The sequence below is a fragment of the Shimazuella soli genome (assembly GCF_022511585.1).
Lineage (GTDB): Bacteria > Bacillota > Bacilli > Thermoactinomycetales > Thermoactinomycetaceae > Shimazuella > Shimazuella soli.
Genome location: NZ_JAKWBN010000005.1, coordinates 143,728 through 159,589, shown reverse-complemented (window position 1 = coordinate 159,589; position 15,862 = coordinate 143,728). Strand labels below are relative to the sequence as shown.

Annotated in this window: 11 protein-coding genes; 3 read left to right on the top strand and 8 right to left on the bottom strand. The window is 39.7% G+C overall.

The window, feature by feature from the left end; translation table 11 throughout:
- Positions 1-455 precede the first annotated feature (455 nt).
- From MK805_RS12705 to MK805_RS12685, 5 genes are all read right to left on the bottom strand, one after another.
- The gene (locus tag MK805_RS12705; protein ID WP_240876268.1) at positions 456-746 is read right to left on the bottom strand and encodes an SAV0927 family protein; all 291 of its coding nucleotides are present in this window, start codon (positions 744-746) and stop codon (positions 456-458) included.
- 15 nt (positions 747-761) lie between these two features.
- Positions 762-2,144 (bottom strand): amino acid permease, encoded by a 1,383-nt coding sequence (locus tag MK805_RS12700; protein WP_240876267.1) that lies wholly within the window; start codon positions 2,142-2,144, stop codon positions 762-764.
- Positions 2,145-2,229: 85 nt separating this feature from the next.
- Positions 2,230-3,669, bottom strand: coding sequence for an aldehyde dehydrogenase family protein (locus tag MK805_RS12695; protein ID WP_420833077.1), 1,440 nt, complete (start codon positions 3,667-3,669; stop codon positions 2,230-2,232).
- Positions 3,670-3,707: 38 nt separating this feature from the next.
- The gene (locus tag MK805_RS12690) at positions 3,708-4,748 is read right to left on the bottom strand and encodes a homoserine dehydrogenase (RefSeq protein WP_240876265.1); all 1,041 of its coding nucleotides are present in this window, start codon (positions 4,746-4,748) and stop codon (positions 3,708-3,710) included.
- Between the two features lie 11 nt (positions 4,749-4,759).
- On the bottom strand, positions 4,760-5,983 hold the full coding sequence (locus tag MK805_RS12685; RefSeq protein ID WP_240876264.1) for a cystathionine gamma-synthase family protein: 1,224 nt from the start codon (positions 5,981-5,983) through the stop codon (positions 4,760-4,762).
- Between the two features lie 261 nt (positions 5,984-6,244).
- On the opposite strand from MK805_RS12685, the gene MK805_RS12680 reads away from it, so the two are divergent.
- Both MK805_RS12680 and MK805_RS12675 read left to right on the top strand, forming a co-directional pair.
- Entirely contained in the window at positions 6,245-6,889 is a 645-nt protein-coding gene (locus MK805_RS12680) for a GntR family transcriptional regulator (RefSeq protein ID WP_338057506.1), read from the top strand.
- A 624-nt stretch (positions 6,890-7,513) separates the two neighbouring features.
- Positions 7,514-8,143 (top strand): flavin reductase family protein, encoded by a 630-nt coding sequence (locus MK805_RS12675; RefSeq protein ID WP_240876262.1) that lies wholly within the window; start codon positions 7,514-7,516, stop codon positions 8,141-8,143.
- Positions 8,144-8,691: 548 nt separating this feature from the next.
- On the opposite strand, the gene MK805_RS12670 is transcribed toward MK805_RS12675, so the two are convergent.
- Together MK805_RS12670 and MK805_RS12665 are read right to left on the bottom strand one after the other, a co-directional pair.
- Positions 8,692-9,111, bottom strand: a complete 420-nt coding sequence (locus MK805_RS12670) for a hypothetical protein (protein ID WP_240876261.1) — start codon at positions 9,109-9,111, stop codon at positions 8,692-8,694.
- A 56-nt stretch (positions 9,112-9,167) separates the two neighbouring features.
- The gene (locus tag MK805_RS12665) at positions 9,168-13,610 is read right to left on the bottom strand and encodes a PolC-type DNA polymerase III (protein WP_240876260.1); all 4,443 of its coding nucleotides are present in this window, start codon (positions 13,608-13,610) and stop codon (positions 9,168-9,170) included.
- Positions 13,611-13,818: 208 nt separating this feature from the next.
- Here MK805_RS12665 and MK805_RS12660 point away from each other — a divergent pair, with 208 nt between their 5' ends.
- The gene (locus tag MK805_RS12660; protein ID WP_240876259.1) at positions 13,819-15,174 is read left to right on the top strand and encodes a protein kinase domain-containing protein; all 1,356 of its coding nucleotides are present in this window, start codon (positions 13,819-13,821) and stop codon (positions 15,172-15,174) included.
- Between the two features lie 19 nt (positions 15,175-15,193).
- On the opposite strand, the gene MK805_RS12655 is transcribed toward MK805_RS12660, so the two are convergent.
- Entirely contained in the window at positions 15,194-15,793 is a 600-nt protein-coding gene (locus tag MK805_RS12655) for a DUF4241 domain-containing protein (protein ID WP_240876258.1), read from the bottom strand.
- Between the last annotated feature and the right edge of the window lie 69 nt (positions 15,794-15,862).

The following is a 15,862-nucleotide window of genomic DNA, read 5'->3' as shown; positions in this document are numbered from 1 at the left end:
ATTTATAGCCGATGTTACATTAACAACTAAATTAGAGTATGGCATTGCAAACAAAACGGCCCAAGATATGGCTATCTTAGGCTCACTATGTAAATGCTAGTCTTTAAAAATTAGATTTTCTATACATTCAAAGCCAGTAAATCTATTGATAATACTAATATCCCCAACTTGGACTCAAAAACATAGCAATGGAATCGAAAGAAACAATTTTATAATGCAACACTCCTATTGGTGATAGTTATATCATAACGGGGCAAATTAGGAATGATCGGCTCAATTATGTATATTTTGTAAATAACCCTCTAAGTTTCTATTTTGATATAAATACGGATAATAGATTATTATTTGTTATTTCAGTTATTTTTAATCATAATCTATATTCATTCATTAATAAAATCTTTGTTTTATTTTACACAAGAAAAGAAAAATCCCCCAAGAAAGGGGAAATACATGACCTATATTTGCTCTCCAAACGAACGGGATTCCATACCCAGTGTCTGATTTAAAAACTGTTTCATTTCTGTTCGATCTTGTAGCGGGACATCCAACTGGCTCGACCAATGTTCTTCATGGTCAATATCATCAGCAGATAATAAGACCATTTTCCCCGTTTGAAAGCATGTGACGATATACTTTCCATAGAATAAAGAGGAGTAGATAAGAGAAACATCGTATCTTTTTTCCTCGGTTATCAAACAGACATGGCGTACTAACAGTCTCTCTGTTTCATCTGATAAAATCTCCATTTTCTCTCCACTCCTTTATTTCGATCTCACTTTATTTTTTAGATAATAGAAAAGGTAACAGATAGCGACAAATGGGATGCCATAGTATAAAGCAACTCGTTGGCTTGGATCAAAAGCTAAACCAATACAAGAGGCTAGACATAGGAGAAATGCAACAATAGGTACTATTGGAAAGAGGGGAGTTCGATATTTTAACTTTTGGATATCTCCACCTTGCTTCACATATCTTTTTCGAAACATATACTGAGATGCAGCAATGGACATCCAAACGGCAACTACAGCAAAACCAGAGAGAGCGACAAGAACCAAGTAAATGGTATCCGCAGCATATATACTGGATAAAAGCGATAGACAAGCCACCAGCATACTTACCAGTAATGCGTTAAAAGGAACGCCTTTGGGAGTAACTTTTCCTAGAAAGGGGCTGATCATTTTTTCCTGGGATAAAGACCATAACATCCTTGCCGAAGCATAAAGACCTGAGTTCGCTACCGATACTAACGCCGTAATAATAACAAAGTTCATGATATCTGCTGCATAAGGGATACCAATCTTATCAAAAACCATCACAAAGGGACTTTCGATGACTCCTGCCTGTTTCCAATTGATCAAGCCAGCTAGGACAAATATTGCTCCGATAAAGAAAAATAGGGTGCGCCAAATGATATTTTTAATCGAGCGGGGGATATTTTTTTCTGGATTTTCACTCTCTCCTGCCGTTATCCCAATGAGCTCAGTTCCTGAGAAGGCGAAGTTAACGGAAATCATGGTCATCAGTACTGGGAGTAACCCCTTCGGGAAAAGTCCTCCTGCTCCTGTAAAATTGGATAGCATCGGTGCAGCTGTACCTTTCATGGAAAGAAGTCCAAACATAGCTGCTGCCCCCAGAACAATAAAAACGATAATCGTGATTACTTTAATACTTGCCGTCCAAAATTCCGTTTCAGCAAAGAATTTTGCAGATAAAGCATTGAAGAGAAATAGAATGATCGCAAGTGCAGCACTCCAAATCCATACCGAAACATGGGGGAACCATCTCTGCATAAGTAATCCAACTGCTGTAAACTCTGACCCGATCGTTACAACCCAAGTTAACCAATATAGCCAGCCAACAACAAAACCAGTAGCGGGACCTATATACTCCGTAGCGTACTTATGAAATGAACCTGTAACTGGCATCGCAACACTTAATTCGCCTAAACATAGCATCACAAGGTACATAATGATCCCGCCAACTAAGTAGGCTAAGATCGTTCCACCAGGTCCTGCTTGACTCAGTGTATAGCCTGAACTTAAGAAGAGGCCTGTCCCAATAACACCGCCTAATGAAATCATAAACAAATGTCTGCTTTTCATCGTACGTTTCAATTCATTTTGCTGCTTATCCGTGGGGCTCATCGAATCTCTCCTTTTAAAATGAAATGAAACCAAGCTCATTCACTTCACAAGAAAACGCTTTCTTTCCTATCTGAAAAGACAGAGCCTAACGAGGCAATTTCAAACAGACTACTTTCGGTTCTGTCATTTCTTGGATAGCAAATTTTACACCTTCTCTGCCGATACCTGATCCTTTCACTCCGCCAAATGGCATTGCATCAATTCGATAATCGGAGCTGTCATTTACCATAACTCCACCAACATCAAGGCTTGAAATAGCATGAAATGCTTTATTCAGATCACGAGTAAAGATACCAGCATGCAGCCCAAAATCTACTTGATTCGATTGATTTATCGCAGTATCTAAATCTGCAACACGATATATAATGGCTACTGGACCAAAGACTTCTTCTCGTGCTAATCGACTGTCTGCTGGAACATCTGTCAACACTGTTGGATAATAATAGGCTCCTTTTCGAGTTCCTCCACACCACAGTTTTGCCCCTTTATAGACTGCTTCTTGTACCCATTCTTCTACTCGCTTGGCTTCATTTTCCGAAATCAGCGGCCCCATATCCGTATCTTCCGATAGCTTATCTCCAACTCGATATCGTTTGGTTCGTGATACAAATTTATCTATAAACTCATCATAATTTTTCTCTTGAACATAAATCCGCTGAACTCCAACACAATTTTGCCCAGCAGCCCAAAATGCACCAGAAACAGTGGACTCCACCGCCTCATCTAGATCAGCATCATCTAAGATGATAACAGGAGAATTGGAGCCAAGCTCCATGCTTATTTTTTTTAATCCCGCTTTCTTCATAATCGCTTTCCCTGTAGCTAGTCCACCTGTAAATGAAATCATTCTGATATCGGGATGAGTTACCATTGCATCTCCAATTTCCCCAGCATCACCCGTAATCACGGATAGAACCTTTGGTGGAAGCCCAGCCTGTTCAAAGGCTTCTGCTAATAATAGTGCACTCAATGGTGTAACTGGTGCTGGTTTCACAATAATGGCGTTACCCGACGCAATCGCAGGTCCTACTTTATGAGCCACTAGATTTAATGGATCATTAAAAGGCGTTATTGCACCAATTATTCCAATGGGAAAGCGATAATAGTAACCGATTCGATTTTCGCTTCCCTGTGCTTGATCAAAAGAAATGGTTTCTCCATTGATTCTTCTCGCTTCTTCTGCGCTTATCCGAAGCGTATGGATACAACGAGTTACTTCTTTTCTCGCTTCTTTTATCGTTTTACTGCCTTCTCGGGCAATTGTAGTCGCGTACTCTTCCAGATTTTTTTCGATCCAGCTAGCAGCATCATTCAGAACTTTGATTCGATCATACGTTGGCATTGACGCTGCTATCTTAAAGCCTTCTTTTGCTTCTTCAATGGTATAAAGCATATCTTCTTTTGTAGCTGCGGGAACAGTTGCAATCAAGTTTTTGTCTTGCGGATCATACACATCGATTGTTTTTTCGCGTTTGACCCATTGTCCACCGATATACATCGGTTTTTGCTTTGGCAACGTTTTCATAATCATTTGCTCACCTCATCGGATTTTATCTCATGACCCTATAATTGGCCTCTACTGATGTTGATCAAGTCGATAAGGATAGAAAACCCAGTTTCTGTACGTCCTGCTCCTGCACCAATTAGCGTAATCGGTCCTGCTAAATCACAATGATAGGTGATCGCATTGACTGCTCCTCCTACCCCAGCCAAGGGATCGGTAAGTGGAATCGCTTGCGGGCTGACTTTCGCGATATATTGACCGTTCACTTTTTTACACTCCGCGATTAGTTTCCATCGTTTCCCTTCATTTCTAGCTTGTTCGATGTCCTCTGGCGTCAAATGGCTTATTCCCACGCACTCTACATCTGATCGATTTAGCGGAACATGTAACAAAACGTTGGCTAAAATGGTAATTTTATATTGTGCATCATAGCCTTCTACATCACTTGTTGGATCAGCTTCTGCATAACCGAGCGACTGAGCTTCTGCCAACGCTTTTTCGTAAGTAAGTCCGTCTTCCATTTTGGTTAAAATGTAATTGGTTGTTCCATTTAAAATTCCCCTGATTTCTGTGATTTCATTACCCGCTAAGGAGACGATTGGCATTCGAAGTGCTGGTGTTCCACTCATAACGGTTCCTTCGTATCCCCATCGGACATTATTTTTTTTGGCCAACTCTGATAATTCTTGATACGCCAAGGCAACTGGTCCCTTATTGCTCATCACTACATTTTTTTTACTTTCAAATGCTGCTCTACAGTGATCAATCGCAGGTTGACCTGTTTTCACATCTGTAAAAGTCATTTCCACTATCGTATCTGCATTGGTGTCCCGTATGGTCTGAAAACTATTCCAATCTCTTATAAGACCAGGATGATCTGGATAATCATCCAATTTGCCTGTCTCTTTTACTGCTTGAAGAGCTTTAGAGAGATCTAATCCATCCGGATGATAAATAGAACCTTTCATCACATCTGATATCGCTACTATTTTCGCTTGGAAATCAATATCGTTTTCCAGTAGTTTTTCTTTCTGTAAAATAATTTCGGCTAAACCTTGTCCAACAACACCAAATCCAAGTAATGCGATTTTATGGCTCATGTTATTTCCCCTTATCTGATTGATTGGATTATCTCGTTTTTGGATTCTAAATACTTAAAAGCTTGTTTTAGATCCGCTATCAGATCTTCTGTATCTTCAATACCTACGGAAATGCGAACAAGACCTTCTGATATTCCCAATTCTTGCCGTTCTTCTAACGTGCACTCCACATGGCTTGTCGTTCTTGCCGGTCCGTAAATCGTTTCCACTGCACCTAAATTCCCAGCTCGATTTGCATATTGGAGTTTTGGAAGCAAAAGTCGAACTGCATCCATTTCCCCTTTTAAGTCAAAACTGACAATCCCGCCAAATCCCTTCATCTGTTGTTTGGCAATTTGATGATTGTGGTGAGTATCTAGTCCAGGGTAGTAGACAGATGCTACTAGTTCTTGCTCTTGTAAAAATCTCGCGATTTCCAATGCACTTTTCGCTTGTTGCTGAATTCGTAATTTAAGCGTTTTCATTCCTCTTAAAATCAGATACGCGGACATAGGGTCCATGGTTGCTCCATTGATTTCCCGATAATGATAAACCTCTTCCATTAATTCTTTCGACCCGCATGCTACCCCGCCTAAAGCATCCGCATGACCACTTAAAAACTTGGTAGCACTGTGTAAGACAATATCTGCTCCTAAAAATAGTGGATTTTGATTGATAGGAGTCGCAAACGTATTATCCACTACAACGATGGCTCCAACAGTTTTGGCAGCTTTGGCTAGGCGCTCAATATCCAAAATACGTAAAGTTGGATTGGTGGGAGTCTCCAAATAGAGAATCTTACAACCTTTTCTGATTTCTCTTTCAATCTGATCTTGGTCATTTGTATTACATAAAACAACATCTACATGGATTCTAGGCAAAAACTCAGTAAATATTTTATTTGTTGCTCCATACGTATCTTTTACGGAAACCACTCGATCATTTGGACGAAGAAAACTATACAGCGTACTGCTGATTGCTCCCATTCCCGATGAAAAACCGACTGCTGCTTCTGCACCTTCTAAAATCCTTATCTTTTCTTCAAATGCCTGAACGGTTGGATTTCCCATCCGATTATAGGTATAGCCGGATTTTCTATTCATGGCTACGTCATACCACTCATCTACATCGCTATAATCATAGGCGACACTTAAAACTACAGGCACTTGTGTTGCCCGATAGGCTCTAAATTTTTTCTCCCCTGCCCATACTGTTTTTGTTCCTGGACGCATCTCTTCATATTTTTCTGTATTCATCTTTTGTCTCACCCCATATTTTATCAGGTAAAAATAATATATATTATATATTGTATTTTGTATACAGTATTTTGTATACAGTTTTTGGGGTTGCATCTTTTATATCATAATCCTATTTTTATATCAATATTTTTTCTGTTTTTTAAAAGCCTCTCCTCCCCAAACTTGAAGAAACACCCTTAGTGATGATACATTATCTCTATCCTTTATTGCTGTATATTGTATACTGTATATACTGTAGTTCGTCTTTAGGAGGAAAATATCATCAAAAAATATCAGTCTTTAAAAGATCATGTATATAACTACATTGCCCAAAAAATTCAGAATGGAACATTGCTCCCCAATCAAAAAGTAAACGAAGCATCTATCTGCAAAAATTTAGAAGTGAGCAGAACGCCTGTAAGAGAAGCTTTGATTCAATTAGCTTCAGAAAATTTGTTGGAATATATACCACGCCGAGGGTTTATTGTCAGTGATATGGATACGAAAAAGAAACTAGATATCTTCCAAGTAGTCGGGGTACTCGATGGATTTGCTGCAACACTAGCAGTCGATCACCTTACAGATGAAGATATCCAAACGATGGAAAAACTAGTCGCAAAAATCGACATTGCCATCGATCGACAAAATTATGCGGATTATCAAAAATACCAAACCGATTTTCATTATGTATATATTAATAAGTGCGACAACAGCACGTTAATCGATATGCTCAATTCCCTACAAAATAGTTTTATCCGCCAAGTGTATCTAAGCCAGGATAAACAAAAACTTTTTGATGCATTAAAAGAGATGAATCATCAGCATAAGCAAATCATTGATTTTTTTAAACAAGCAGACAAAGAAAACTTAGAGGATCTGCTAAGAAATGTACACTGGAAAATCACCCATACGGATATGATTTAGTCCTCTTTATCAAACTTCTATGCTCGATACACTATGAAGCAAAACAGCCCGAGATACGATATCTTGGGCTGTTACTATGTAAATGTTCGTTTTTTACCAATTAGATATTCAATACATTCGAGTCTGTTGCTTTATTCGTCTCAAAAGCGCAGATGTGCACCTAAGCCTTGGGCACAAGTCTCGCTTTGTGTGGGTGGAGCGTCCTATGTGTTTTTTCAACAACAGACGCGGAAAAAACACACATCCCGGGTTCCCCACTCGCGAAGCGGAACCGAAGGTTCCAAAGTAATACTTTTTGGGGTGGATCAGCGACCTTATCCAGTGTTCAAATCTATTTATTCAACAACCTCTAGCCCTCAAATAAATCCCAATAAAAGTAAATTATTGTAAATATTTAGAGTTATGTCTTTAAGAGCCTGTTGCATAATATACATCACATCTTAATAAAATATCTATTTTTAATTTCGATATGACAATCCGAACTATAATAACAGACCTTTTTTAGCAGTTCGTCTATACATCTATTGCCAAGTTATTGTATCATCTATCCTGTCGAAAAGATTCGCAATTTCACGAACTAGCTATTCCACTTGCTGAGAATTTGCATATAATCGAAAGGAAGGCATGTATATGTTTAAAATTTATCCTGATGACCTTTCCACTATCGAAAATTATAAATTAATGAGTGGTTCTGTTATTCCTCGGCCTATTGCATTTGTTACCACATTATCCACCGTCAATGGTGTTGTAAATGCAGCTCCGTTCAGTTACTTTAATGCTGTCTCTTCTGATCCTCCTTTGCTCTCTATATCCATTGGACGCAATCAAAGTCAAATGAAAGATACAGCGCGTAATGCGATTGAAAATAAGGAACTTGTCATTCATATTTGTGATGAACAAATTATAGGTGATGTAGACAAAACAGGTGCTCCACTTGAAGCAGATCAAAGTGAGTTAGCTTTGACAAATCTCTCTACCATTCAAAGCGATAGAGTTTCTGTACCAAGTATCAAAGAAGCACGTATACGTTATGAATGTAAACTTCATCAACATCTGCCGATCAAGAACGATCAAGGGGAAATTGTGATGGATTTTCTGCTCGTTCGGATTGTTTGTTATCATTTTAGTGAAGAAGTATTTGATCCTGAAAAGAAGTACATTTTCTCTGAAAAACTTCAACCTGTCAGCCGGCTGGCTGGAAATAATTATGCATCGATTGGAGAATCGTTTACAGTGGAAAAACGTTTCAAATAGGCGTATCTTATACATTTGTGTTAAATACTTTGCCCAAATCGAGATTTACCCATTAAATAGGACAAAACGATTAGAGATATCTCTAGTCGTTTTGCGCGTTTATAACTCTTTAAATGGCAATCTGTTTTTCTACAAAAGAGTAAGAGTTTAATCTTTCCCATACAAAAAACAAAATAAAGTGAAAAGGTTGTTGTCTTTGGCAGAAGAGTCTGATATATTATCAATAAGGAGATTCATCTCCGGAATTTTGGTTGCTGAACCTTGCGCTATGCGCTGGTCATTTGATAGGGTGAAACCCTTCTGATCCCTCTACGGAGGGCGTTGTTGCGGTGTCCCCTGAGGGCCCCGCTGTGTGTTTAGGTGAGCAAGACCAGAGTAACACCAGGCCAATGGCCCGCTAACCCGCGGTTCTGACCGTGGAAGAACCCCGTACAGCAACACGTACGGGACTCAAAAAATAATGAGTTATCTATAGAAAAAAGCACCTGTTATAGGTGCTTTTTGCTTGTTTTAAAAAGAAAAGATCCCTCTATGGAGAGATCTTAAATTTACTCATGTGGGTACTTCTTTGTATCATCATTTCCATCATGATTATCTTCATGATGCTCATCATCTTCATCCGTTTGATTCTCACGTGAAGTGAGATCATGGAAATAAATTTTATCTTCCTCTTCTTCCTCATCGGAAGCCACTTTGCTTCCTTTCGAAGCGGTATATGTCCGCATGAAGCCGCCTGCTAGGTCAGATAACTTATACGTCCGAAACTTATCGGTAATATTGATCCCTACTTGATTGACTTTGCGACCTACTTCTTTCCCTACTCCCATCAATAAGGAGGAAAGGGCACCAAGCCAGCCTCCAACTTTCCTGCGTGCTCGCGGAGAAATAAACAAGATGACGACTGCTGAGATAACTAGGAATATCAAAAAAGAACTGCCTGATGATCTGCGTCTATAGCTATAGTACATGTTACGTCACGACCTCCATTTCTTTCTCCTTAAGAGTTTGTGCTAAATTTGCAACTCTATGCAAACAAACTGAGCTGGTTGCTTTCTGGTAAACCTTTCAAACAGCCCATGCGCTGCAAGCTCTCTACGACTGTACTGGAAATACGGCCGCGGCGTTGTAAATCTTCAATCGATAAAAATTCACCAGCTTCTTGTGCTTCGGCAATTCCCTCTGCTGCACTTTCTCCCACTCCTGCAATCGAAGCAAAAGGAGGAAGTAAGCCGCCGTCGCGAATCAAAAATTTGCTGGCATGGGATTGATGAATATCAATCGGAAGAAATTTAATTCCTCTCGCATACATCTCTTGTGCCAGTTCCAAAACGGTCAACAAGTTTTTCTCTTTTTGAGATGCTCCGTAGCCTTTTTCTTTGATTTCTTTCATCGCATTGGTGATCGCTTGATAGCCTTTTACCATCAATTCGATATCGAAGTTATTGACAGCTTTACTAAAATAAGCAGCATAAAATGCTTCAGGATGATACACCTTATAGTAAGCAATCCAAATCGCAGAGATAACATAAGCTGCTGCGTGTGCTCTTGGGAACATGTACTTGATCTTTTTACAGGACTCGATATACCACTCTGGCACATCATGTTCCCGCATTAAGGCAGTTTGCTCTTCGGTGAGACCTTTTCCTTTTCGCACTGCTTCCATGATTTTAAAGGATGTTTTATTTGGCAGCCCTTTGCGAATCAAGTACAGCATGATATCATCCCGGTTACAAATCGCCTCAGACAGGGTACAAACCCCATTTTGGATTAACTCCCTTGCATTTCCAGCCCATACATCTGTCCCATGGGATAAGCCGGATACACGGGTAAACTCCCCAATCGTCCTTGGACGGGCAATTTCCAAAATACCTTGGGCAAATGCAGTTCCAAACTCAGGTATTCCAAGGGTTCCAAGTGTCACACCACTGATATCTTCCGGCTTTATCCCTAATGACTCTGTACTTTTAAACAATTCGATTACTTTTGGATCATTGGTAGGCAGTGTAACAGGGTCAACACCAGTCATATCTTTTAGCATTTTGAGCATCGCTGGTGCTGTATGCCCCAGCAAATCGAGCTTCAAAATTTTACCGCCGATAGCATTGTAATCAAAGTGTGTTGTAGTCACGGTGGACTTCATGTTATTTGCAGGCCGCTGAATCGGAGTGAAATCTTCTACATCCATCGTTTTTGGTACAACCATCAATCCACCAGGGTGCTGTCCGGTTGTACGTTTTACTCCTATACAACCATTGGCAATTCGCGCTATTTCTGCTTGGCGGAACGTACGATTATTTTCCTCTGCATACTTTTTCACATAGCCAAAAGCTGTCTTTTCTTTGACGGTACCTACAGAACCTGCACGGAAAATACATTCTTTGCCTAGTAGTTCCTCTGTATAAGTATGACATCTCGCTTGATAATCGCTGGCAAAGTTCAAGTCAATATCGGGTGTTTTGTCTCCTTCAAAACCAAGGAAGGTAGCAAATGGGATATCATGACCATCTTTTTTCATCTGTTGTCCGCACTTTGGACAAGCCCGATCTGGTAAGTCAAATCCCGTCTCAACCGAACCGTCTGTGACAAACTCAGTGACAAAACAGTCCTGGCAGCGATAGTGCGGCGGAAGAGGGTTCACCTCAGAAACTCGTGACATGGTAGCGACAAAAGAAGAACCAACAGAACCCCTTGATCCAACCAGATATCCGTCTTCAATCGATTTTACAACCAATTTACTAGAGATCATATAAATAACGGCATATCCATTGCTGATAATCCCGTTCAATTCGGTCTCTAAGCGTTCTGCTACAATATCTGGCAGTGGATTTCCATACCATGCGTGAGCAGTTTCATAACAAATATTTCGCAGCTCGTCTTCTACACCCTCGATTTCTGGAGTGTAGGTACCTTCTGGGAACGGATTGATATCTTCTATTTGATCGGCAATCAACTGGGTATTGGTAATCACCACTTCCCTTGCCTTTTCCGAACCGAGGTAAGCAAATTCCTCTAACATCTCATCTGTTGTCCGCAGATGAGCTCGTGGCAATGCACCTGTAAAACGTGCTCCACCCATTTGGTTGTTGGAGACAATCTCTCGGTAGATCGCATCTTTTTCATCTAAGTAATGTGCATTACCTGTTGCTACAACGGGTTTACCGAGCTTTTCTCCAATTTCCACAATTACCTTATTTGCTTCTTTAAGCCTGTCTATACTATCCACAAGCCCTTTTTCCACTAAGTGTTGGTTGATCTCCAGCGGTTGAATTTCTAAGTAATCATAAAACTTAGCTACTTCTAGCGCCTCTTCAGGTGTTTTATTGAGGACTGTCTCATATAATTCTCCTTTTTCACATCCTGAACCGATGATCAATCCTTCTCGATACTTATCTAGTAAACTTTTTGGAATCCTTGGTACACGGTAAAAATGTTCGATATGCGATAAAGAAACAAGTTCATACAAATTTTTAAGTCCTGTTTTATTTTTGGCAAAAATAATAGCATGAAAAGGTCGAAGTCTGCTGAGGTCCCTGTTTTTACTGACTTCATTTAATTCATTTAACTGAGTGATATCGCGTTTTAATAGTAATTCAAGTAGTTTCCAATGAACATGACCAGTAGCTTCTGTATCATAAATCGCACGGTGATGCTGTTCTAAGGTTACATCGAATTTTTTTGCTAATGTATTTAATCGATGATTTTTCAAGTCAGGAATGAGAAAACGAGCCAATTCCAATGTATCCATTACTGGATTCGCAGCGATAGGATGCCCATTCTTCTGAAAAGCTGCTTGAATAAAACCCATATCAAATCGAGCATTGTGCGCAACAAGGACACTGCCTTCGATAAACTGAATAAAATCAGGTAAAATTTCGTGTATTTCTGGAGCATCCTGCACCATATCATCGGTAATTCCTGTCAGCTCTGTCGTAAAAGCAGATAAAGGCCGGTGCGGGTTGATAAATGTTTCATATCGATCGATGATTTTGCCTCTTTGCATCTTAACCGCAGCTAACTCAATCATCACATCGTGATTGACAGAAAGACCTGTTGTCTCCACGTCAAATACAACATAAATATCATCTTCGAGTTTTCGCTCTGCTGGATTCATCACGATCGAGACACCATCATCGACAACGTTGGCTTCCATCCCCAAAAGCATCTTTATGCCATGGCTTTTCCCAACACCATATGCCTCTGGGAATGCTTGAATCACGCCGTGATCGGTTATTGCTAAAGCTGTATGTCCCCACTCTTTTAACCTTTTGCATACTTTGGAAAACTGAGAGAAACCTTCTTTTTCAAAGCCATATATCCCATCCATCGCTGACATTGCGGTATGAAAGTGAAGTTCGACTCGCTTCTCATCTGATTCATCCATTCGATACTCTTCCACTCTAGGTACTTCTACTATGTCTCTAGCTGTTAAAACCAAATCACGTGAAAAAGTATCATATTGAACAGGACCACGAACTTTCAGCCAAACTCCATTTTTAATTTGCCGTAGTATAGGCATATCTTCTTTGTTAACAAACATTTTCATGGAAATGGAATTGGAATAATCTGTTAGATAGCAAGTGAACAATGTCCTTCCGCTTTTTAAATCTTTCCAGTCTAATCCAAATACTTCCCCAGCTACAGTAATGCGTTTTTCTTCATCTTGAATACTATCAATGGGAACAGGTGAATCTTGAATTTGATTGCCAAGTTGAATTTTGCAGTCAACAGACTCGTTCTCTTCTATTTTTTCTTTTGCTTTTGCTTCTTGCATTTGAGTCTGATACAACTGGCGGCGAAGTACTTGTTCTTCTTGTTGCTTTTTTTCTTCTCGTTCTGCTGAATCCATCATATGTTCATCTGTTTTCAGAGTAACTCGTATCTCTTGACCGGTTAAACTTCGATAATATCCCTGTACCAGAAAGTCCAATTCTTTTTGTCTAGCCATTTTCTCCATCAGCACATTGGGGAAAGTGATTTCTAGACTGCCAGAAACAATCTTCCACTTTGCTTTTCCAAGCCATCCACTAGATGCGACAGCAGACTTTTCCGCTATTTGCTTTTTTATCCAATGCCAATATTTTTCCATGACAACTTTTGTTTCCAGTGGATCATATATGAACTGTACCGTAGCATCGATACTTGGAGCCAAGTAACGTTGAATCTTCTCTTGAACTCCTTCCCATATCTCTGCAGGTACCAGCTCTGGTAAATGGATATGTATCATCCAAGATTTCTTTTGAAGTTGAACGTTCACCTTTGTTATGAATGATTGTGTGAAATAAGCTTGATACCATTCGGAAGGGATTTCAGCGACAGAGAATAATTTCTGTAAAGCTTCATAACCTCTCGACAAATCCCCCACATCCTTTTTTCTCATAGTAGAAATTAGTTTATCAGATTTTGCTTCAGAAGTCCCTCGATTTATTCCTCGATATATAAACAGCTGCTCTACATCTGCCGCCTTCACTTAAATGTCACTTAACCTTTAAAAATAATTAACATTCTCTTTGCAGTTTTATTCTGATAGCAGACTTCATAACTATAGAGAGAGACAATGTTTTCCCATGATCTCAAAAGATTCACGCTTATGACACGTATTCAAACACAAATCTCAGCATACCTGATATAATAAGCAATGGACTAAATCCTTATGATAATAGACAAAGGTGGATACCATGTTAGGTAAGATTATCGCTGGCAGGTACGAAATACTAGAACATATCGCTGGTGGCGGAATGGCAGCTGTCTATCAAGGAAGAGACAATGTTTTAGATCGCATCGTGGCAGTAAAAGTGATGGACCCGCAATTGGGTCAAGACGATGAATTTGTGAAAAGATTTATTCTAGAAGCCCAAGCAACTGGGAGGTTATCCCACCCTAACATTGTAAATGTGTACGATGCTGGAGAAGAAGATGGCATGTACTACATGGTGATGGAGTTTGTAGAGGGCATCACACTGAAAGAATATATTATAGAAAAAGGGTTTCTATCCGCAGAAGAAGCAGCGGAAATTAGTGTTCAGATCTGTGATGGCTTAGCACATGCACACAAGCAAGGCATCATCCATCGCGACATCAAACCGCAAAATATATTATGTACTCCAGATGGAAGATACAAGTTAACTGACTTTGGAATTGCCCGTTTAGTAGACGCAGCTACCCATTTAACCAAAACGGGAACAGTAATGGGGTCTGTTCATTATTTTTCACCAGAACAAGCTAGCGGACACAGCATCTCCTACCCTTCTGATCTCTATTCTCTAGGCGTAGTACTATTTGAAATGTTAACTGGCTCTGTTCCATTTGATGCCAAAGAACATATTTTAGTTGCGATGATGCATCTTCATGACGAAGTACCTGATCCTAGATTGGTACAAGAAGACCTGCCGGAAAGTTTCACCAAAGTATTAAGCCGTGTGCTAGCCAAAAAACCGGAAGAACGCTATCAGTCAGCCGAAGAATTTAAAACAGCATTACTTCAAGCATTTTCTCATAACCCAGAACCTGAAACTCCACTCCGTGCCGAAGTACATTACCAACCTACTAGAGACCAAGAAGTCGCTTGGACTGATGACAATCAAGCAGGATGGAAGGAAGAAAAACCGGAATACCCTCCAAAAAATAACCGGCGGAAATATACCATTATCGGTTTATGTATTTTAATTATCATCGGTTTAGGTTACTTTTTCTGGCAACCAGAAGAACCTAATGCAGATGAAACCAACCCGCCAAAAACGGAGCAATCACCACCTCCATCGCAATCATCTTATATTGTAATAGTTGGACTATTTCAGCATCGTACCAATGCAGAAAAGTTGGTAAAAAAATTAGATAATCATCAATTCAACGCAATGATTTCTCCTAAAATCGTAAACGGAAATAAATATTACAGTGTTTATTTAGGTACTTATTCCGATAAAAACGAAGCACAAGTCCAGTTGGATGAACTAAAACAAACAGATATCAAGAATGTAAAAGATGCCTATATCACAAAATCTGACTCAGACGAAACAAAAAAGAGTGGTTCTTAGGATAGAACCACTCTTTTTTCTATGATTTGATAAACTCAGTAACTAAACAGACAGGGTCGCCGTCTTCGTCATAACCCCAGTAAGTGGGATAAATACCGTGACCATTGCCAGTTTGAAAACTAAACACATTGTATCCCACTTGATTGAGCATTCTCTCACCCCAAGTCATATCATCCTTACTGATTAACTTCATCCAATCACCGCCATCTTCTACTTCATCGCGACGGAACCGCAGTAGATTTGCCGTTTCCAAATCCATAAAACAACCTACTCCAGCGTCTACCGCATAACCAAATATCTCGTTTTCTTTTAGCTCTCTGATATCTTGCCCTTTGGTAGTGGCTAGCTCCCAACGAGCTACGTTCCCATCACCAAAACGCAACATGGCATGAGCAACACGACCATTATTTTCATCTTCGGAAGAGATACGATTCATATACACAGGGTATCTGCCTTGAGGAACAACTTGTACAAATGGCTCATATTCGGGGCCTAAAGGATATATGTATGGATCACAAGCTACAATGCGTCCAGTAGGAAGTAATATAGTGCCTAATTTTTTCCAATTATCATGTGTGAGATTCTCCATGCCGTCAACCTTTATGGATAATTGTCTCATAAAACCCCTCCAAAATTTTTTCCTTATCATAACATATTGAAAATGTTACTAAATTTCAATCATGTTTCA